Below are 20,299 nucleotides of genomic sequence, written 5' to 3'. Positions count from 1 at the left end.
CTTCCTCTAAGTTACGGATATAGATAGAAAAATGGGCATTTTAAGCTTCCTGGAAAAAAGGGCGAAGCCGGTCTTGGGGTTGGACATCAGTTCAACGTCGGTCAAGCTTCTGGAGCTCAGCCGACACGGTGATCGCTACCGGGTGGAGACCTATGCCGTACGCCCCCTGCCACCTGGCTCGGTGGTGGAGAAAAACATCAACGACCCGGAAGCGGTCGCGGATGTTGTGCGCACGGTGGTCAAACAGTCCAAAACCAAGCTCAAAAGCGCCGCTGTTGCCGTCGCCGGCTCCGCCGTGATTACCAAGATGATCGATATGCCCTCCGGCCTCAGCGATGATGCGATGGAAACCCAGATCTCTATAGAGGCCGATCAGTACATTCCGTTCCCTCTCGAAGAGGTGGCCATCGACTTTGAAGTTCAGGGGGAGTCGCCCCGCAATCCCGAGCAGGTGGAAGTATTGCTGGCGGCCTGCCGGCGCGAGAACATCGACCTGCGCGTTAACGTGCTTCAGTTGGCCGACCTGCAGGAGGAGGTGGTGGACGTGGAGGCCTACTCCATGGAGCGCGCCTTCGGTCTGGTGGGAGAGCAGCTTGAGGATCAGGATGGTCAGGTGGTCGCGGTCATTGATATCGGCGCTACCATGACAACGCTGAGCGTTTTGGTCGATGGTCGTACCGTCTACACGAGGGAACAGCTGTTCGGTGGTAAACAGCTGACCGAAGAGATTCAGCGCCGTTACGGCCTCTCCATGGAAGAGGCTGGTCTCGCCAAGAAACAGGGCGGCCTGCCCGATGATTATGAGTCGGAAGTACTGGCGCCGTTTAAAGAAGCGGTGGTTCAGCAGGTGACCCGCTCGCTCCAGTTCTTCTTCTCGGCCAGTCAATATAACGATGTGGACTATATCGTGTTGGCCGGGGGTGTGGCCTCAATGGAAGGCCTGGTGGGTCTGATTGAGGAAAAATTGGGGACCCAGACGCTGGTGGCCAACCCCTTTGCCAATATGTCCGTCTCCTCCAAGGTGAATGCCGTGGCTCTGGCCAATGACGCACCTTCGATGATGATCGCGGCAGGCCTGGCGATGAGGAGTTTCGACTGATGGCAAGAATTAACCTACTCCCGTGGCGCGAAGCGTACCGTGAGGAAAAGAAAAAAGAATTCATCGGGATTCTGATCTTTGTGATAGTGGTGGCGGCCTTTATTGCTTACCTGTGGGTATCCACCGCCCAGTCCGCTATCGCCGATCAGAACGAACGCAACCGGATGTTGAAAACGGAAATTGCCGCCCTTGAAGAAGCCGTGAAAGAGATTCGCGAGCTGCGCGAGAAGCGCGAAGAGCTGCTCGCCAGGATGCGCGTCATCCAGGACCTTGAGGGCACCCGCCCGGTGATTGTCCGATATTTCGACGATATGGTCCGCGCCATCCCCGATGGGGTCTACCTGACCCGCATGGTGCGCACTGGCGATGTCTTCGAGTTGGAAGGGATTGCTGAGTCGAACAACCGGGTATCCAGTTTTATGCGCAACCTGGATGAGTCCGACTGGTTCGCCGCGCCCAACTTGAGCTCGGTCACCGCCGCTCCTGAACAGGGCGAGCAGGCCAACGCCTTCAAAATGTCGGTTCGCACCTCGGCTCCCGCCGAGCAAGGCGACGCCGAGGGCGACGAGGGAGATAACTGATCATGGCGTTTTCCGATACCCTGGAACAGCTCAAAAACTTCGATGTAAATGACATCGATGTGGATCGGATGGGCGTTTGGCCTCTTCCCGGTAAAATCTTTGTGTGTGCACTGCTTGTGATCCTTGTGCTTGTTGGAACCTACTACGTCAAGGTCAAGGAGCTGAATCAGCAGTTGGAGCGCGCCGTCGCCGAGGAGTCCAGCCTGCGCCAGACCTTCGAGACGAAGAGCTTCCAGGCCGCGAACCTGGAGGAGTATCGCGCTCAGATGGTTGAGATGGAGAAGTCCTTCGGTGCGCTGCTCTCCCGTCTGCCCAGTGACACTGAGGTGCCGGGTCTGCTCGAAGACATCGATGCGCGGGGTTCCGAGAGCGGCCTTGAGATCAACAGCATTGTGCTTGAGCCGGAGCAGGAAGCCGAGTTTTACGTTGAGTTGCCCATCAGTATTGATGTGGAGGGTGGCTATCACGATATGGGAACGTTCGTCAGTGGGGTTGCCGGCATGCCGCGCATCGTCACACTGCATGATTTCACGATCACCCGGAGCGATGACAGCGGGCCGCTGAATATGCAGATCGACGCGAAAACCTATCGCTATAAGTCACAGGATGAGTAGTGATGAACAGAACTATAAACCGCATTAGTTTAAGCTTGAGCGTCGTGCTGTTAACGGCCTGTGGTGGTGGGGCCAATAATGGTGACCTGCAGGAATATATACAGCGCACCAAAAACAAGCCCTCCGGTCAGATTGAGCCGCTCCCGGCGTTTCAGCCTTATCGTTCCTTTTCCTACAGCGCGATGACGATGCGCAGCCCTTTCGAGCCACCCGTGCAGGAAGAGCAGCGCCGGGCGCAGTTGACGGGGAAACAGGTCGAGCCGGACTTCAATCGTCAGAAGGAATATCTGGAGGGCTTTAACATTTCATCGCTGATGATGGTGGGGACCCTGACCAAAAATGGTCAGCTCTGGGCCTTGATTGACGATGGTCAGGGAGGTGTTCACGCGGTGACGGAAGGGAACTATTTAGGTAAAAATCATGGACGTATCGTGTCGGCCTCACCGACACAGCTTCAGGTTTTAGAAATTGTTGCCGATGGGGCCAACGGCTGGGTTGAGCGTCCCAGAATTATTGAATTACAAGAAAAGGAATAGGCCATCATCATGCGAGCACTGTGCTTATTGGGGTTAACCATGCGAAATCTAGCCTTGTTTTTGGTCTGTCTGGCACCCGCTCTGGGGTGGGCCAAGTCACTCAATGACATTCAATTCTCCGAACTGCCGGGCGAGCGCTTTGAAGTGCGAATGGCCTTCGATGACGCTCCTCCACAGCCCGAGGGGTACACGATCGAGCAGCCTGCGCGTATTGTCCTGGACTTTCCCGACGTGGAAAGTGCCCTGGAGCAGCGTCGCTATCCGCTCTCCTTCGAGAACAGCTCAAGTGCCCTGGTGCTGAGTTCTCAGGGCCGAACGAGGTTGATCCTCAATCTTTCTGAACTGACCACTTACAACGCCCGGGTAGAGGGCAACCAGTACATTCTGGAAGTGGGTGCAGCGCAAGGGGGGTACGTCTCCCAGGGTGCCCAGGGTAGCGAAGTGGTGGACGTTGAAACCCAGCGCGAGCCCCGTAAAGCAACCGCGGCGCCCCGCGTCACCAATATTGATTTCCGTCGCGGCGAGGAAGGCGAGGGCCGCGTGGTGCTCCAACTTTCCGACGACAACATCAGTTCCGATATTATCGAAACCGCCCAGGGTGTAGACCTGGAGATTCAGAATGTTTTCCTGCCGGAAGAACTGCGCCGGCGCCTGGATGTGACTGATTTCGCTACGCCGGTGACGATGGTGACCGCCGAGACTGAAGGTTCCAATACTGTCATTAAAGTGGCGGCGAACGGTGAGTACGACTACATGGCCTATCAGGCCGACAATGAGTACGTAATCAGTGTGAAGCCTCTGACGCAGCAGGAAGTGGAAGCACGGGATCAGGAGTTCAGCTACACCGGAGAAAAACTGTCACTGAACTTCCAGGACATTGAAGTGCGCAGTGTACTTCAGATCATCGCCGACTTTACCGACCTGAACCTGGTGGCCAGTGATACCGTCCAGGGCCGCATCACGCTTCGCCTAGACAGCGTGCCCTGGGATCAGGCGCTCGATCTGGTGCTCAAAACCAAGGGTCTGGACAAGCGTTTGAACGGCAATGTGCTGATGGTTGCGCCCGCAGCGGAAATTGCCGAGCGCGAACGTCAGGAACTGGCCGCCCGCAAGCAGTTGGAAGAGTTGGCACCGCTGCGCACGGAATACATCCGGGTTCGCTACGCCAACGCGCGGGAAATGTTTGAACTCTTCCGCGGTGAAGAAGGCGAGGGCGGCCGTAGCGGAGGAGGCTCCGGTGGCGGCGACGGCGGCAATCGCGCGACTGGCAGTGTCTTGTCGGAGCGTGGTGACGCCATTGTCGACGAGCGTACCAACTCCATCATCATTACCGATACTGCGGATCGTATCGAAGCCTTTAAGCGTCTGGTGGAACAGATTGATATCCCCATTCGTCAGGTCATGATTGAGGCGCGCCTGGTAATCGCCAACACCGATTTCCGTCGCGAGATGGGGGTTCGCTGGGGTGGCGTAGGCTTTAATCGCTCCTCGGACGCGTTGGTGGAATTCGCGGGTTCGACTGAAGGTCTCGACTCCGCGCCGGGCTCCCCTGCTGAGTGGTTGACTGGTTCGGGCGGCTTGGATCTGACTGAGAACCAGATGGTGGATCTGGGAGTGGACGATCCTGCTGGCAGCTTCGCGTTCAGTATCCTGTCAGACAGTGCCTTTATCGATATGGAGCTATCCGCCCTTGAGAGCAACGGTGACGCGGAAATCGTTTCTCAGCCGAAAGTGATTACCGGGGACAAGCAGCAGGCTACCATCATGTCGGGTACCGAGATTCCCTACCAGGAAGCCTCGGCCAGTGGCGCGACCACCACCTCCTTTAAGGAAGCAGTGCTGAAGCTGGATGTGACGCCGCAGATTACCCCGGATAATCGCATTATCATGGATTTGGTGATCAATCAGGACTCCGTCGGGGCGCTTAACCAGGCTTCCGGTATCCCCAGTATTGACGTCACTGAAGTCATGACCAAGGTGTTGGTACAGAACGGTCAGACTGTGGTGCTGGGTGGGATCTTCCAGGTTGAGCAGGTCGAGGGTGTGGACAAGGTACCCCTCCTCGGGGATATCCCCGTTTTGGGTAAACTGTTCCGCCGGGATGTGAGAACCCAGGAAAAGCGCGAGCTGCTGGTGTTTATTACCCCCAAAATTATGGCGGATACTCTGACCGAATAAGCCATGTCTAACAACGTATTTCTGGTCGGCCCCATGGGGGCCGGCAAGTCGACCATCGGCCGCCTTCTGGCGGCCGAGTTGAAGGTACCCTTCTACGATAGCGATCGGGTGATTGAAGAACGCACCGGAGCGGATATTCCGTGGATTTTCGACGTCGAGGGCGAGTCCGGCTTTCGCGATCGTGAGTCGGCGGTACTCGCGGAGCTTGCCGAGGAACCCGGTGCGGTCATTGCCACTGGTGGTGGCATTGTGCTTCGGCCGGTCAATGGCGAAGTGATGCACCGCTCGGGTCGGGTCTGCTATTTGACCGCGTCCATTGAACAGTTGGTTGAGCGCACCGCCAAGGACAAGAAGCGCCCGCTGCTGCAGGTCGACAACCCCCGGCAGAAAATCATCGATCTTCTCAATCAGCGCGACCCCATCTACCGGGAGGTGGCAGACTGGGTGGTGAGCACCGACCGTCGTCCCCCCAAGGCCGTTGCCCGGGACATCGCCGAGCGTATGAGCCACGCCTGAGACGCCGCCCCAGACGCGGGCGGTATGCTAAGATGATGGCTTGTCTTACCACTCAGATGCCGTGTGAATTATGCAAACTCTGACCGTCGATCTGGCCGATCGTAGCTATCCGATTTACATTGGCGAGCAGCTCCTGGAAAACGGGGAATTGCTGCTCCGCCACCTGCGCTCCAATCAAGTCTATATTGTCACCAACGAGACGATCGCGCCGCTGTACTTGCCCGAATTGATCAAACGCTTCGAAGCCTACGAAGTGGATACCACCGTGCTTCCGGACGGTGAGGCGTTCAAGAACCTCGAAACGTTGAACCAGGTGTTTGACGGTCTGCTCGAAGCACGTCATAACCGCACCACTACGGTTTTGGCGCTCGGCGGCGGCGTTGTCGGCGATATGGCGGGTTTTGCCGCCGCCTGTTACCAGCGGGGCGTTGACTTTATTCAGGTACCCACCACGCTGCTCTCGATGGTCGATTCCTCCGTGGGCGGTAAGACCGGCGTCAATCATCGCCTGGGTAAAAACATGATCGGCGCTTTCTACCAGCCCAAGGCGGTGATTGCGGACATGTCGGTGCTCGAGACTCTGCCTCCGCGCGAGCTGTCTGCTGGCATTGCCGAGGTGGTGAAGTACGGTCTGATTGCGGATAAGGAATTTTTCCAGTGGCTGGAGTCCAATATGCCGGAGCTTCTGGCCAAAGACCCGAAAACCCTGGCGTATGCGGTAAAGCGCTCCTGTGAGAACAAAGCGAGAGTGGTGGCTCGGGACGAGAGAGAAGGGGGCTTGCGCGCCATTCTGAACCTGGGGCACACCTTCGGTCACGCCATTGAGACCGCCCAGGGCTATGGTGTCTGGCTTCATGGGGAGGCCGTGGCGGCCGGAATGGTCATGGCGGCGGATCTTTCCTGGCGCCGCGGTGCCATCAGCGAAGACGAACTGAACCGAATTATTCGTTTGCTGGAGCGTGCTCACCTGCCGGTCAAAGCGCCCGCGAATATGGCACCGGAGGACTTCCTGAGACTGATGGGCGTGGACAAAAAAGTCGTGGACGGGCGGCTTCGCCTGGTCCTGCTCAGCAAGCTCGGTGAGGCGCTGATTACCAGCGATATTGAACAGGATTTATTGCAGGAAACCTTTGCCGCCTGTCGGGCGGATGAGCGAGATGCGCCGCCGGGCGCCTGATCGCAGTCACAAACCCCGGGGAGTAGCACCATCATGCACAGCGCCGATACCGAAGCCTCGGACACCGCTTTAGCCGACTATCGGCAGTATTACGGTTTGACCGAAGACCCCTTTCAGGACGATGTGGAGTTCACGTTCTTCGGAGGTGCCGGCCGTCGCGCGCTGCTGGAGCAGCTTCAACACCTGTGCCAATTCAGCGCCAGCTTTCTTGCGGTACTCGGCAAGCCCGGCGTGGGTAAAAGCCGAGTCGCGCTAGAGCTGGCGAACAGCTTCGAACCGGATGACGAGATCTGTCTACTCAACGCCGAACCCGGGGTTGAGGCCGCTGATGTGCTCGGGCAGATGGTGCGCCACTTCTCGTTGCCGTTGGAAGGCGAGCCATCGATTGGGCGGCTGTTGGCCGCGCTTCGGCACTTTGCCCAAGTGGCCGACGAGGAAGACCGGCTCGCGCTGACCATCATCGATGACGCTCATCACCTGGACGAGAAAACCCTCGGGGCGTTGATCAGTCTTCTCCAGGGGCAGGACGCCAGCGGTCGTCGCCTCCATATCGTGTTGTTTGCCGAGCCGGAAATGGTGACGCGACTCGATCAGTTCAATATGCACGATGTTCTGATCCACGACTTTGAACTTGCGTCCTTCTCTCTGGAAGAAGCCACCGACTATCTCAATTTTCGCATGGAAATGTCGGATTACATGGGACCGGAGGTTTTCACGGAAGAGCAGGTGGAGCCCTGGTGGCGGCGGGCGGAAGGTCGGTTGCCCCGGCTTCATCACCAGGCGCGACAGTGGCTCCTCGAATCTGTGACCCCCCGGCAGAGCAAACCAGGCGGTCGTCCGCCCCTGCCGGTGGTGCACATCGTGGTAGTGGCGGTATTGTTGGGGGTGCTGCTGATGGTCTTTCTCTACAGGGGCGACGCTGAAGAGGAGGCCACCAGGGAGACGGTATCTGCGCCGAGAGAGGCTCAGCCGGTGACGCTGCCCGCCAGAGAAAAGCGGCTGGAGGCAGACGCGGGCGCCGATGTGGTGGTGCCTGCGGAGGAGAACCATAGTCTCACATCGCTGCCGTCGGAGATGCCGTCCCCCGAGACGATTGAGGTCGAACCCAGTACGTTACCATCAGAAGGAACGGATGGTGACTCTTCAGCTGAAGCATCGGAGGCGCCCGTCGATAAGACGGTACAGAGCCAGCGGAGTGCTGCTTCCAAGCCCGGCTCCTCCGAATCTTCCGCCGCACCCGCCCCCAAGGCATCGGCCTTGCCCGATATTCCGGAAGACGAGCAGGTCATTCTCTCCTGGCGCCCCTCGGACTACACGCTCCAGCTGTTGGGCGCCAGCTCCCGGGAGTCGGTTCAGCGTTACTTGTCTGAGCAGCCCAACCGTGCGCAATTGCTGAGCTTTGAAAGCCGCCGCCAGGGAGAGCCCTGGTTTGTCGTTGTGACCGGTCGATACAGTAGCTCCGAAGCAGCCCGCCAGGCGATCACTCAGTTGCCTTCGACCCAACGCAGCGCTGGACCCTGGCCGCGTGTGGTGGAAGATATACAGGGTGAGATCAAGGCTCTGAGAAATCTTTCCAGATAAAACTGTTGTTTTATAGCTTTTGGTTAATTGTTTGATGATACAAAAACGGGGCTTTTGAGCCCCGCTTGGAAGTCGTTCATAACTTTTAGTTTAGGGGCTTGGAGCCGGCGCCGCCGAAACACCAATCGCTGCTGGAATAGTGCCTACATCTCCGCCTGGAGTGGGAGCGGTAATCTCCATCAAGATCGCTCCACTGGCAGGTTCTTCGTCGTCCGCAGTGATGAAAATGGTCACAGTGGCTGGTTCAGAGCTGCCCACGAGTTCGTTGCTCAGACTGGTATCTGCTTCGAAACCATCCCCCTGAATGTTGAGGTCCATGGTCGTTCCTGCAGGCATGCCATTACCGTTGCAGTCTGCCAGCAACACGGTCACCGTGGTCGTCTCCCCTGGGGAAAGTGTCACGTCGTTTTGTCCGGGAAGGCGGCCGTCGGCCATGGTGTAAGGAGTGTGACAGCTCATCACTAGCATCAAATCATCGCGAATGGTTACAGCGTCGCGATTGCACTCCCCTGCTTGTTGGGATGCGTCGCTGCACAATACACCGTTATAAATACCGTCTCCGGCTGCGTAACTGGAGCCATCGCTGGCTTCGGTGTCCGACAATACTACGATTTCTTCGTTACTGTCATAGTCCTCATTAAAGTTCTTATCAAGATACGCGCTTCCCAGGTCATCGCACCCGTCTTCGTCAACTTCGGCGTATGGGGCAGGGCGGTTGGGGGCACATTGGCCCTCGCTATTGTCTGACAGGAAAATGTCGGTGCTGTGATCGTAAATACCATTACTATTCAGATCGGTAAACGATTCATTGCCCAAGGCTGTAGCGAGAACTTTTACACGTCCGGGGCGGCAAGCGCCATCTGCTGTTGGTCCACAGATAATGGCCATGTCATCAGTAATCTCGAAGCCTGCGGAAGGGCGCGGGCGAGGGCTTTGGCTGCGCCAAGTCACTGTGCAAGCACCTCCTTCAGTGGTGCAACTCGAATCGATGGCACCGCCGCTACTGGTAAACGTCACGGCTGTGCCGTCTGGGGCAGGGTTGTTAAATGCGTCGGCCAAGCGAATGGTAATTTGACTTTCTACGCCGTCATAGTTCCAGGAGACAGGGTGAAGGTCTGATGCGGCTACACTGATACTGTTTTGATCGGGTATCCCTGTAGATACCACCAGGCGACTGGACTGTGTGGAGATGTTGCCCGTCTCTGCCTCGATAGTGGCTGTGACCCGCACGCTGGTAGCAAACGTCCCGGACTGCACCGTGGTGCTGACTTCGCCCGCCGCATTGCTGGTAGCAGTGGTGTTCACCAGTGATAAGCCGCCTATTCCCGCAGGTGTCAAAGAGAAGTCAACGTCGACATCCCGAACTGGGCTTCCGGTAGAGCCAAGTACCCGAAACGTTACAGTGGAGGTTTCTTGTGTGCCGGTGCCTTTCAAGCCGATCACTTCGGGCTCTGCTCCAACAAACTCCACGGTCTGCACTGTGTCCGAGGCCACATCAATCGTTGCCCTAGCGCTGCCCGCGCTAAGTCCCTCATATGTAGCGCGTGCGGTAATCTGATCGGCTCCGACACAGCCATTAGCTGAGTACGTTACCTCGGCTCGGCCATTGTTGGTGCTAACGGTGGTGCCCACTTCCTCTCCGTTGGAGGTAAGTACTGATCGACCAGATGCTAGACAGTCGGAGTTGAAACTGACATCTACGGCACTCGTAACCAGCTCCCCATTATTATTTACCATCGTCACGACGAGCGTTGTCGTGCCTCCAGGGGCGAGCGAGCTTCCCTCAGGGAGTCCAACTTCTATCTCTCCGGCTACAAAGCTATCGGCACTGCCTCGGCCGAGTTGCGCTGGCTCATTTTCACCCACAGGGCCGTCGTCTCCCCCGCCATTGCCGCCGCCGGTATTGCCGTCATTGATATTGTCCAACCGCGAGCCGCTGTCGCCTCCGCCACAGGCGGTGAGGGTCAGCCCCAAGAGCAGGGCGGCGAGGGTTTTCAGGGGGAGGGTCCGAGATTCTGGTTTATGCATGGTGTCTTCCTGAAGTGCCAGTTCTTTATGATGGTTAAAGATGTGTCTAACTTAGCCCAGTTTGGCGTCGGAATAAAGCGCGTTGGCCCCGGATTACGGGCCTTTCGGCGGATTATAGGTATTTTCCTGGAATTGTGATACGTTGATGCTGTGTTCCTATCAAGGCGCCGGCCGGGCAGGCCGAAGATATGTCGCTGATATAGGGAAACAATCCGGTCGGGCGGTCGCTCGGACGGTTCACTGGAAGCCCATCACTATAAGCAGGTGTTTGCTGATAAATGGCAACATATCCCAGCATTTGGCGTTGATTTCGCCGATTTTTGTCTAAATTGTTCGGCGCTAAGTAACTCGCTCGTCTTGCCATCGGGGCGACTTGCGGGTAATATGCTGCGCCCATTTGCCCGGCCCCTTTATGCAGGGGCTTTTTTGTCTGGAATGTGAGCTGTGTCACACTCCGGGTTCTATCGGTATCGAGAGAGACAGCGTATGACCACGGGCCTCTACAGGTTAGATGAGTTTAAAGACAACTGCGGATTTGGTTTGATTGCCCATTTGAAGGGCAAGGCCAGCCATCGCCTGTTGGAAACCGCCATTGAATCCTTGACCTGCATGACCCACCGCGGTGGTATTGCCGCCGATGGGAAAACCGGGGATGGGTGTGGCCTCTTGCTGCAGAAGCCCGACGGCTTCCTGCGTGAGGTGGCCAAAGAGGCCTGCGGCGCTGAGTTGACCGATGTTTACGGTGTGGGCTCCATCATGCTCAGCACCGACGACGCCCAAGCGCAGAAAGCGCGGGAGGTCGTCGAGGAGGAGCTGCGTGCCCAGGATTTGAGCCCGGTGGGCTGGCGTGAAGTCCCCGTGGACAGCAGTTGCCTGGGCCCCATCGCGCTGGAATCCCTGCCGCGCTTCAATCACCTGTTCATTAACAATGACAGTGATATCAGCAAAGAAGAGTTCAGCGCGCGTCTGTTCCTGGTGCGCCGTATGGCCGAGAAGCGTCTGGCCGATGACAAAACCTTCTACATCGCCAGTTTCAGTGCCAGCGTTATCTCCTACAAAGGCCTGATGATGCCGGTGGACCTGCCCCGCTTCTTCGCCGACCTGGCGGACGAGCGGCTGGAAACCGCCATCTGTGTGTTTCACCAGCGCTTTTCCACCAACACGCTGCCCCAGTGGCCGCTGGCCCAGCCGTTCCGGATGCTGGCTCACAACGGCGAAATTAACACCGTCATGGGCAACCGCAACTGGGCGCAAGCTCGGACCTCCAAGTTCAGCACCCCGCTGTTGCCGAACCTTGAGCGAGTCGATCCGCTGGTCAACCGGGAAGGTTCGGACTCCTCCAGTCTGGATAATATGCTGGAAGTTCTTATTACCGGGGGCATGGAACTGCACCGTGCGGTACGCATGCTGATACCGCCAGCCTGGCAGAATGTCGAGCACATGGACCCCCAGCTGCGCGCCTTCTACGAATACAACTCCATGCACGTCGAGCCGTGGGACGGCCCGGCGGGTCTGGTCATTACCGATGGCCGCTATGCGGTCTGTACTCTGGATCGCAACGGCCTGCGTCCGTCGCGCTGGGTCATTACCAAAGATGACATTATTACCGTGGCTTCGGAAGTGGGCGTGTACAAGTACAAGCCCGAGGACGTGGTGGCCAAAGGGCGTCTCGGTCCCGGTCAGATCCTGTCGGTGGATACCGAAACCGGCAAGCTCTTCCACACCAAGGACATTGATGAACTGCTCAAGGGACGCCAGCCCTACCAGCAGTGGCTGAAAGAAAAGGCGCTGCGGATCGAGTCCACTCTGGAAGAGGATGTGGCCGAGAACGGGCTGGATGAAGCTGAGTTGAAAGCTTTCATGAAAATGTACCAGGTCACCTTTGAAGAGCGTGACCAGGTGCTGCGCCCCTTGGCGGAAGGTGGTCAGGAAGCGGTTGGCTCCATGGGTGACGACACCCCGATGGCCGTGCTTTCTGCCAAGCAGCGTCCGTTATACGACTATTTCCGCCAGCAGTTTGCCCAGGTGACCAACCCGGCCATTGACCCGTTGCGCGAAGCGATCGTCATGTCTCTGGAGACGTGCCTCGGTCGCGAGCTGTCGGTTTATGAAGAAACAAAAGAACACGCTGATCGCGTGATTCTGCGCTCACCGGTGCTCTCTCCGGCCAAGTTCCGGGCGTTGCTGGATGTTTCTCGCCCGGGCTACGAGTCTACGATTCTCTCCCTCAACTACGACCCCGAGCAGTACAGTCTCAAGCAGGCGATTGCCAAGCTTTGTGATGATGCGGCTGAACGGGTGAAAGCAGGTAAGGTGCTGCTGGTGTTGAGTGACAACCACCTGGAAAAAGGCCAGTTGCCGATACACGCCCTGCTGGCGACCGGCGCAGTGCATCACCACCTGACCAAGGTGGGTCTGCGCTGCGATGCCAACATCATTGTCGAGACCGGCACCGCACGTGATTCGCATCAGTTGGCGACGTTGATTGGTTACGGCGCCACGGCGGTTTACCCGTACTTGAGCTACTACGTGCTCAACAACCTGATGGATACCGGTGAACTGCAACTGGACACCGACAAGGCCTATAAAGGCTATCGCAAGGGCGTTGATAAAGGTCTGTTGAAAATCCTGTCCAAGATGGGGATTTCCACCATCACCTCCTACCGTGGCGCCCAGCTGTTTGAAGCGGTGGGCCTTGCGGACGAAGTGGTGGACACCTGCTTTACCGGGACCCAGTCCCGCATTCAGGGTGCCGGCTTTGAAGACCTCGAAGCGGACCAGAAGATCATTGCCCAGACCGCGTGGCTGCCTCGCAAGCCTCTGGTTCAGGGTGGGATTCTCAAGTACGTCCACGGGCAGGAATATCATGCCTTCAATCCGGATGTGATTCAGACTCTGCAGCGCGCCGTGCAGACCGGCGAATACGCCCTGTGGCGCGACTACTCGGGCCTGGTTAACGAGCGCCCGGTGGCGACTCTGCGCGACCTGTTGAAAATCAAAGAGGGCGACGCCAAGCCGATTTCACTGAGTGAGGTCGAGCCGATGGAGGCGATCATCAAGCGCTTTGACTCCGCGGGTATGTCCCTGGGGGCATTGTCTCCCGAGGCGCACGAGTGCCTGGCCGAAGCCATGAACCGTCTGGGCGGTCGCTCCAACAGTGGTGAGGGTGGTGAAGACCCGGCCCGCTTTGGCACCAACCGAGTCTCCAAGATCAAACAGATCGCGTCCGGCCGCTTTGGTGTTACCCCGCATTACCTGGTAAACGCCGAAGTACTGCAGATCAAGGTCGCCCAGGGCGCCAAGCCCGGTGAAGGCGGCCAGTTGCCCGGTGGCAAGGTCAATGAATTGATTGCCCGGCTGCGTTACTCCGTGCCCGGTGTGACTCTGATTTCGCCACCGCCGCATCACGATATCTACTCGATTGAGGATCTGGCGCAGCTGATTTTCGACCTCAAGCAGGTCAACCCGGATGCCCTGGTGTCCGTGAAGCTGGTGTCCCGGCCCGGCGTGGGTACCATTGCCGCGGGCGTGGCCAAGGCCTATGCCGACCTGATCACTATTTCCGGTTACGACGGTGGTACCGCCGCGAGCCCGCTGACGTCCATCCGTTACGCCGGTTCGCCCTGGGAGCTGGGGCTGTCCGAAACCCATCAGATGCTGCGGGCCAACGACCTGCGTGACAAAGTCCGCGTTCAGACTGACGGCGGTCTCAAAACCGGTCTGGATGTCATCAAGGCCGCCATGCTCGGGGCCGAGAGCTTCGGTTTCGGGACCGGGCCGATGGTTGCGATGGGCTGCAAGTATCTGCGGATCTGCCACCTGAACAACTGTGCCACCGGTGTGGCCACCCAGCGCGATGACTTACGCCGGGATCACTACATCGGCACCGTCGATATGGCGATGAACTTCTTCAAATTTGTGGCCGAGGAAACCCGCGAGTGGCTCGCGCGTCTGGGTATGCGCAGTCTCTCGGAGCTGGTCGGTCGTGTGGACTTGCTGGAGGCCATCGAAGGTCAGACCAGCAAACAGAAGCGCCTGGATCTGAGCCGGATTACCCATACCGACGACTTCCTCAAGACCAAACCCCAGCAATGCGGCGTGAGCCGCAACGAGCCGTTTGACAAGGGTGAGTTGGCTGAAGCAATGGTGAAAGAAGTGCTCCCGGCCATCGAAAACAAAACCGGTGGCGAGTACCGCTTTACCGTCACCAACTGTGACCGTTCCATGGGAGCGCGTATCAGTGGTGAAATTGCCAAGCGTCACGGCAACCAGGGCATGGCGGATAAGCCTATTACCCTGAACCTGACCGGCGTGGCCGGGCAGAGTTTCGGTGTCTGGAATGCCGGTGGCCTGTATATGTACCTCGAAGGCGATGCCAACGACTACGTCGGCAAAGGCATGGCCGGGGGCAAGCTGGTATTGCGGCCACCACGCAACTCCAGCTTCAAGTCTCACGAGACCAGCATCATGGGCAACACCTGCCTGTATGGGGCGACCGGCGGTAAGCTGTTCGCGGCCGGTCAGGCGGGTGAGCGCTGCGGCGTGCGCAACTCCGGTGCTCACGTTGTGGTGGAAGGCGCCGGTGATCACTGCTGTGAGTACATGACCGGCGGTATGGTAGCTGTTCTGGGTCGCACCGGCGTCAACTTCGGCGCGGGTATGACTGGTGGTTTTGCCTATGTGCTGGATGAAGACAACAGCTTTGTGGACCGTTACAACCACGAGCTGGTGGATATTCACCGGGTCGACGGCGAGTCACTCGAGGCGCACCGCAACCATCTGCGCGGAGTCATCACCGAGTTTGCCGGCGAAACCGCCAGTGAATGGGGCCAGCACCTGCTCGATAACTTCGATGATTACGTGGGTAAATTCTGGCTGGTTAAGCCCAAGGCGGCGAACCTGTCCAGCCTGCTCGACGACATGAAAAAACGCGGCGAGTAAGCAGCAGGGGCGTCTTTGCGCGCACACGCAGATACTAGAACGAAAGAGGGCCCGGCTGACTGATGCCGGGCCCCAACCGATTAGCTGAGGCAGTGATTATGGCCGGACGTTTGAACAACAACTTCCAGTTTATTGATGTAGGCCGCCAGGATCCGGCGAAAAAAGACATGGAAGTGCGCAAGCACGAGTTTGTGGAAATCTACGAGCCTTTCGATGAAGAGCAGGCGGCCAGCCAGTCACACCGTTGTCTGCACTGTGGTAACCCTTACTGCGAGTGGAAGTGCCCGGTTCACAACTTCATTCCCAACTGGCTGAAACTGATTTCCGAAGGCAACATTTTCGAAGCGGCGGAGCTGAGTCACCAGACCAATTCCCTGCCGGAAGTCTGTGGTCGCGTTTGCCCCCAGGACCGTCTGTGTGAAGGCGCCTGTACGCTGAACGATGGCTTCGGTGCGGTCACCATCGGCAACGCCGAGAAGTACATCACCGACACGGCCTTTGCCATGGGCTGGAAGCCCGATATGTCCAAGGTCGCCTGGACCGATAAAAAGGTCGCCATTATTGGTGCCGGCCCCGCGGGTCTGGGCTGCGCTGACGTGCTGGTGCGTAACGGCGTCAAACCGGTGGTGTTCGATCGTTACCCCGAAATCGGCGGCCTGCTGACTTTTGGTATTCCCGAGTTCAAATTGGAAAAGGGCGTCATGAGCCGTCGCCGGGAAATCTTTACCGAAATGGGTATGGAGTTCCGTCTCAATACCGAAGTCGGCAAAGACATCAGCATCGATGAGATCATGAACGAGTTCGACGCAGTCTTCATGGGTATGGGTACCTACACCTACATGAAGGGCGGTTTCCCGGGTGAGGACCTGCCGGGCGTGCATGACGCCTTGCCGTTCCTGGTGGCCAGCGTCAATCGCAACCTGGGCTTTGAAAAAGACCCTAGCGAGTACATCAGCGTGAAAGGCAAGCGGGTGGTGGTGCTCGGGGGTGGTGACACCGCCATGGACTGTAACCGTACCTCCATCCGCCAGGGCGCCGAAAGCGTTACCTGCGCCTACCGTCGCGACGAAGAAAACATGCCGGGCTCGCGCCGTGAAGTGGCCAACGCCAAAGAAGAAGGCGTACAGTTCCTGTTCAACCGCCAGCCGGTCGCCATTGTCGGGGAAGACAAGGTCGAGGGTGTGAAGGTGGTGACCACCGAGCTGGGTGAGCCGGATGAAAATGGCCGTCGCCGCCCCGAGCCCATTCCGGGCAGTGAAGAGGTTCTGCCGGCGGATATGGTCCTGATCGCTTTTGGCTTCCGTCCGAGTCCCGCCCCCTGGTTTGACGAGCACAATATCAACGTGTCCGATTGGGGCGGTGTGGAAGCGCCGGAAACCCAGGAATTCAAGTTCCAGACCTCCAACCCTAAGGTCTTCGCCGGTGGCGATATGGTCCGGGGTTCCGACCTGGTGGTTACGGCCATCTGGGAAGGCCGCGAAGCGGCGGACGGCATCATGGACTACTTAAAGGTATAAACCCCCGATTATGACCGAATTGAAAAACGACCGCTTCCTCCGCGCTCTGGCGAGAGAGCCCGTGGATGTCACGCCCGTGTGGATGATGCGCCAAGCCGGTCGTTACCTGCCCGAGTATCGCGCCGCGCGCGAGCGGGCCGGCAACTTCATGGGCCTGTGCGGTAACCCGGACATGGCCTGTGAAGTCACGCTTCAGCCCCTGGAGCGTTACCCGCTGGATGCGGCCATTCTGTTTTCCGATATCCTCACCATCCCCGATGCCATGGGGCTGGGGCTCTATTTCGAGCCCGGTGAAGGGCCCAAATTCAGGAAACCGGTGCGCACCGAGGCGGACATCAATGCGTTGAAGGTCACCGATCCCGACGCCGACCTGCCCTATGTGCTTGATGCGGTCAAAACCATCCGCCGGGAGCTGAACGGGAGCGTGCCGCTGATCGGTTTTTCCGGCAGTCCCTGGACGCTGGCGACCTACATGATTGAGGGTGGCTCCAGTCGAGACTTCCGCCGGGCCAAGCAGATGCTGTATAACCAGCCCGAGCTGATGCACCAGTTGCTAGATACCCTGGCACAGTCGGTTATCGCCTATTTGAACGGCCAGATTCGGGCGGGCGCCCAGGCCGTGCAGATTTTTGACACCTGGGGCGGTGCCCTCTCACACAATGCCTATCACGACTTCTCGCTCCGCTATCTGAGAAAGATCGTCGGTGGGCTGATTCGTGAGCAGGAAGGCCGTAAAGTGCCGGTGATTCTGTTCACCAAGGGTGGCGGCCAGTGGCTGGAAGCCATGGCGGAGACCGGCGCCGACGGCCTGGGCCTGGACTGGACGACCGATATCGGGCGAGCCCGAGAGAGAGTGGGGCACAAGGTGACCCTCCAGGGCAATATGGACCCGACCATTCTTTATGCCAGCCCGGATCGCATTCGGGCGGAGGTGGCGGATATCCTGGCTTCCTATGGTAAGGGGCCCGGCCATGTGTTCAATCTGGGCCATGGCATCACCCCGGAAGTGGATCCGGAGCACGCTGGCGCATTTATTCGCGCGGTTCATGAGCTCTCAGCGCCATACCACGAGTGAGCGATGCCCTCTTGGCGAGGGATTGAAAGCAGGCTTTAATGTGGGGTTTGGTGTCACGCGTATCGGTGTCAGACTTCCCGACAGGGGCTTGACTCCCGCCAATCCCTTGCCCCACTATCTGTGGTATCCGGCCTGGTTTTTGTCTAAACTGGCGCCATAGACGGATTTGACGCCGCCGCGCCGGCAGCTGAGGGCACACCGTGGGAATCAAACAAGTCAAAGTTGACGTCAACGAAGTGACGGTGGGCATGTATGTCTCCGGTTTGGACCGCCCGTGGACTCAGACGCCCTTCCCGCTGCAAGGCTTTTATGTCCGGGACCTGGACGAAATCAAACAACTCAAAAGCCTGTGCAAGCACGTCTATATCGACGTCATCAAAGGTCGCCCGCCGGTCTCCTCCGATTTAAAAACCCTTCACGCCGAGAGCCTTCGCAGCCGTATCAGCGCCCGCGAGAACGCCCAGACACCGGCCAATGTCAAAGTGGCCCCGCTACGCATTCAGCGCAACCAGTATCCGCCTGCTCAGCCTCTGAAAAAGGAAATAAAGCGGGCCCGCCAGCTGCATCAGAACGTGTACCACGCGGTAGGTGAGGTGTTGGATTACTTGGGCAGCAACGAGTTGCATCGGGTACCGATTGTCGAGACCAAGCGTTTGGCCAGTGATATGGTCGACAGCGTGCTGCGCAGCCCGGATGCCTTTACCTGGTTGTCCCGCGTGCAGGAGAAAGACGAATACACCTACAGCCACGCCATCCGCTGCTCGGTCTGGGCCATTCTGTTCGGCCGCCACATCGGCCTGCCCAAGCGGGACCTGGACGTGCTCGCCATGGGCGTGCTGCTCAAGGATGTGGGCAAGGTGAAGCTGGATCAGGGACTGCTTGCCAAAGCCAAGCGCACGCCCGAGGAAGAGCGCGAATTCGAAACTTTCGTGGAGAAAGGCGTCGATATCCTGCGAAAGACCCCCGGGGTGGAGCCGCGGGTGATCAGCGTGGTCAAAACCCACTGTGAACGCCTCAACGGCAGTGGCTACCCGTTGCATCTGCAGGGAGACAAGATACCGTTGCTGGGGAAGGTCGCGGGTATTGTCACCTTCTATGACAACACCACCAACCCGCGCGGTGCGCGCCAACCAATCGCCCCCTCCAAAGCCGTCAGTAAATTGTATGAGCTGCGTAACACCCAATTCCAGGAGGAACTGGTGGTGGAGTTCATTCGCGCTATTGGCCTGTACCCCACCGGCACCTTGGTGGAGCTGAGCACCGGTGAGGTGGGCGTCGTCGTCGAACAGAACTTTGAACGCCGCTTGAAACCAAAAGTGATGCTGGTGCTGGATGCCACCAAGTCACCCTTGCGCTCGCCCCAGCTGCTGGATCTGGCGGAGGATGAGAAGCGCAAACAGGCTCAGATTGACTCCGGCAAGAAGACGGCCGGTGAGGTGGAAAAAATCGAAATCGCCCGCGACCTGGAGCCCGGTACCCTGGACGTTGATATTATTGCCGTGCGCGACAACTACATCATGAAAAAGGAGAAGTCCGGGCTGATGGCGCTATTGGAAAAGTTTCAGCCTTAAGGTTTTTGATGATCGGTGGTGCTCTGCCGGACGCCCAGCTTCTGCCCCATCCACGTAGGGGAGCCGGCCTGAAAGGCGCTCTCCCAGTTCACCTTGTTTCTGCCGAACAACACGATTGCCGTGGAACCCAGCTTGAAGCGGCCCATTTCTTCGCCTTTGTTGAGGGTAATGGGCGACTTCGGACGGAAATCCAGCGTCTGCACCTTCCGGCGGATGGGTGCGACCTCTCCCCCCCACACGGTTTCAATGCCGGCCACAATCATGGCACCCACCAGAACCACGGCCATGGGCCCGAGGTCAGTATCGAAAATCGTCACTAACCGTTCGTTGCGCGAAAACAGCCTCGGCACCTGGCGGGCGGTGGCGTTATTGACGGAAAACAGCTCCCCGGGAACGGCCACGGTAGTGCGCAGCTGGCCTTCATAGGGCATGTGCACACGGTGATAATCCTTGGGCGAAAGGTAAATGGTGGCGAAGTGACCCTGGTCGAATTCCGCCGCCAGGGCTTCGCTGCCGCCGAGCAATTCCCGAGTGGTGTACATCTGGCCCTTGGCCTGGAAAATACGACCCTCTTCGATACGGCCCAGTTGGCTTACGGAACCGTCGGCGGGACAGACAATCGAACCTTCCGTGGTATCGATCGGACGGGCGTCGGGTTTCAGTGCCCGGGTGAAAAACTCGTTGAAGCAGCGGTAGGCCCTCGGGTTCTCCTCCAGGGCTTCGCTCATATCAACGCCGTAGCGCTCGATAAACCATTCGATAAACCGGTTCTTGATCCACTCAGTGCGCTGGTTGGCCAGCCAGCCCGCCGCTCGGGAGAGGGAGTGTTGCGGGGTGATATACTGAAGGGCGGCAAATAACTTTTCGTTCATGGCGTCGTGGATC

14 protein-coding genes are annotated in these 20,299 nt (G+C 58.2%); 12 read left to right on the top strand and 2 right to left on the bottom strand.

Features of this window, described 5'->3' with window-relative positions; all coding sequences use genetic code 11:
* Positions 1 to 31: 31 nt before the first annotated feature.
* The 8 genes from G547_RS0113880 (at position 32) to G547_RS0113845 (ending at position 8,282) form a co-directional block, all read left to right on the top strand.
* Positions 32 to 1,099 carry a pilus assembly protein PilM gene (locus G547_RS0113880; RefSeq protein WP_027330374.1) on the top strand — a complete coding sequence of 356 codons (1,068 nt, stop codon included), beginning with the start codon at positions 32 to 34 and terminating at the stop codon, positions 1,097 to 1,099.
* Positions 1,099 to 1,680, top strand: coding sequence for a PilN domain-containing protein (locus G547_RS0113875; RefSeq protein ID WP_027330373.1), 582 nt, complete (start codon positions 1,099 to 1,101; stop codon positions 1,678 to 1,680). The genes G547_RS0113880 and G547_RS0113875 overlap by 1 nt, the downstream gene beginning before the upstream one ends.
* A 2-nt stretch (positions 1,681 to 1,682) precedes the next feature.
* Positions 1,683 to 2,294, top strand: coding sequence for a type IV pilus inner membrane component PilO (locus G547_RS0113870; RefSeq protein ID WP_027330372.1), 612 nt, complete (start codon positions 1,683 to 1,685; stop codon positions 2,292 to 2,294).
* 2 nt (positions 2,295 to 2,296) lie between these two features.
* Entirely contained in the window at positions 2,297 to 2,830 is a 534-nt protein-coding gene (locus G547_RS0113865; RefSeq protein WP_027330371.1) for a pilus assembly protein PilP, read from the top strand.
* Between the two features lie 39 nt (positions 2,831 to 2,869).
* Positions 2,870 to 5,008 carry a type IV pilus secretin PilQ gene (locus G547_RS0113860; protein ID WP_036188740.1) on the top strand — a complete coding sequence of 713 codons (2,139 nt, stop codon included), beginning with the start codon at positions 2,870 to 2,872 and terminating at the stop codon, positions 5,006 to 5,008.
* A gap of 3 nt (positions 5,009 to 5,011) precedes the next feature.
* Entirely contained in the window at positions 5,012 to 5,524 is a 513-nt protein-coding gene (gene aroK / locus G547_RS0113855; RefSeq protein WP_027330369.1) for a shikimate kinase AroK, read from the top strand.
* 70 nt (positions 5,525 to 5,594) lie between these two features.
* A complete protein-coding gene (aroB, locus tag G547_RS0113850; RefSeq protein ID WP_027330368.1) occupies positions 5,595 to 6,701 on the top strand; it encodes a 3-dehydroquinate synthase in 1,107 nt (368 codons plus the stop codon).
* Positions 6,702 to 6,734: 33 nt separating this feature from the next.
* Positions 6,735 to 8,282, top strand: coding sequence for an AAA family ATPase (locus tag G547_RS0113845; RefSeq protein WP_051235483.1), 1,548 nt, complete (start codon positions 6,735 to 6,737; stop codon positions 8,280 to 8,282).
* A 90-nt stretch (positions 8,283 to 8,372) separates the two neighbouring features.
* Here the strand turns inward: G547_RS0113845 and G547_RS21550 are convergent, their stop codons facing one another.
* Complete coding sequence (locus tag G547_RS21550) at positions 8,373 to 10,310, bottom strand: Ig-like domain-containing protein (protein ID WP_051235481.1); 1,938 nt, start codon at positions 10,308 to 10,310, stop codon at positions 8,373 to 8,375.
* A 486-nt stretch (positions 10,311 to 10,796) separates the two neighbouring features.
* On the opposite strand from G547_RS21550, the gene gltB reads away from it, so the two are divergent.
* From gltB to G547_RS0113815, 4 genes are all read left to right on the top strand, one after another.
* Positions 10,797 to 15,251: a glutamate synthase large subunit gene (gene gltB / locus G547_RS0113830; RefSeq protein WP_027330366.1), complete on the top strand. Its 4,455-nt coding sequence runs from the start codon at positions 10,797 to 10,799 to the stop codon at positions 15,249 to 15,251.
* A 98-nt stretch (positions 15,252 to 15,349) separates the two neighbouring features.
* The gene (locus G547_RS0113825) at positions 15,350 to 16,768 is read left to right on the top strand and encodes an FAD-dependent oxidoreductase (RefSeq protein WP_027330365.1); all 1,419 of its coding nucleotides are present in this window, start codon (positions 15,350 to 15,352) and stop codon (positions 16,766 to 16,768) included.
* Between the two features lie 10 nt (positions 16,769 to 16,778).
* Positions 16,779 to 17,843 (top strand): uroporphyrinogen decarboxylase, encoded by a 1,065-nt coding sequence (gene hemE, locus G547_RS0113820; protein ID WP_027330364.1) that lies wholly within the window; start codon positions 16,779 to 16,781, stop codon positions 17,841 to 17,843.
* 200 nt (positions 17,844 to 18,043) lie between these two features.
* Positions 18,044 to 19,414, top strand: coding sequence for a cyclic di-GMP phosphodiesterase (locus G547_RS0113815; protein ID WP_027330363.1), 1,371 nt, complete (start codon positions 18,044 to 18,046; stop codon positions 19,412 to 19,414).
* Here G547_RS0113815 and asd read toward each other — a convergent pair.
* Complete coding sequence (asd, locus tag G547_RS0113810; protein WP_027330362.1) at positions 19,411 to 20,286, bottom strand: archaetidylserine decarboxylase; 876 nt, start codon at positions 20,284 to 20,286, stop codon at positions 19,411 to 19,413. The two genes, G547_RS0113815 and asd, sit on opposite strands and share 4 nt — an antisense overlap.
* Positions 20,287 to 20,299 lie beyond the last annotated feature (13 nt).

It is taken from the genome of Marinimicrobium agarilyticum DSM 16975, assembly GCF_000423345.1.
Taxonomy (GTDB): domain Bacteria; phylum Pseudomonadota; class Gammaproteobacteria; order Pseudomonadales; family Cellvibrionaceae; genus Marinimicrobium; species Marinimicrobium agarilyticum.
The sequence above is the reverse complement of the archived record's forward strand: the minus strand, read 5'-3'. Positions and strand labels throughout refer to the sequence as shown.

Bases quoted from the DNA above. Each gene is read 5' to 3' on its own strand.
- G547_RS0113875 (WP_027330373.1), top strand. From the start codon at position 1,099: ATGGCAAGAATTAACCTACTCCCGTGGCGCGAAGCGTACCGTGAGGAA.
- G547_RS0113860 (WP_036188740.1), top strand. From the start codon at position 2,870: ATGCGAAATCTAGCCTTGTTTTTGGTCTGTCTGGCACCCGCTCTGGGG.
- G547_RS0113845 (WP_051235483.1), top strand. From the start codon at position 6,735: ATGCACAGCGCCGATACCGAAGCCTCGGACACCGCTTTAGCCGACTAT.
- G547_RS21550 (WP_051235481.1), bottom strand. From the start codon at position 10,310: ATGCATAAACCAGAATCTCGGACCCTCCCCCTGAAAACCCTCGCCGCC.
- G547_RS0113870 (WP_027330372.1), top strand. From the start codon at position 1,683: ATGGCGTTTTCCGATACCCTGGAACAGCTCAAAAACTTCGATGTAAAT.
- aroK (WP_027330369.1), top strand. From the start codon at position 5,012: ATGTCTAACAACGTATTTCTGGTCGGCCCCATGGGGGCCGGCAAGTCG.
- aroB (WP_027330368.1), top strand. From the start codon at position 5,595: ATGCAAACTCTGACCGTCGATCTGGCCGATCGTAGCTATCCGATTTAC.
- G547_RS0113880 (WP_027330374.1), top strand. From the start codon at position 32: ATGGGCATTTTAAGCTTCCTGGAAAAAAGGGCGAAGCCGGTCTTGGGG.
- hemE (WP_027330364.1), top strand. From the start codon at position 16,779: ATGACCGAATTGAAAAACGACCGCTTCCTCCGCGCTCTGGCGAGAGAG.
- gltB (WP_027330366.1), top strand. From the start codon at position 10,797: ATGACCACGGGCCTCTACAGGTTAGATGAGTTTAAAGACAACTGCGGA.
- asd (WP_027330362.1), bottom strand. From the start codon at position 20,286: ATGAACGAAAAGTTATTTGCCGCCCTTCAGTATATCACCCCGCAACAC.
- G547_RS0113825 (WP_027330365.1), top strand. From the start codon at position 15,350: ATGGCCGGACGTTTGAACAACAACTTCCAGTTTATTGATGTAGGCCGC.
- G547_RS0113865 (WP_027330371.1), top strand. From the start codon at position 2,297: ATGAACAGAACTATAAACCGCATTAGTTTAAGCTTGAGCGTCGTGCTG.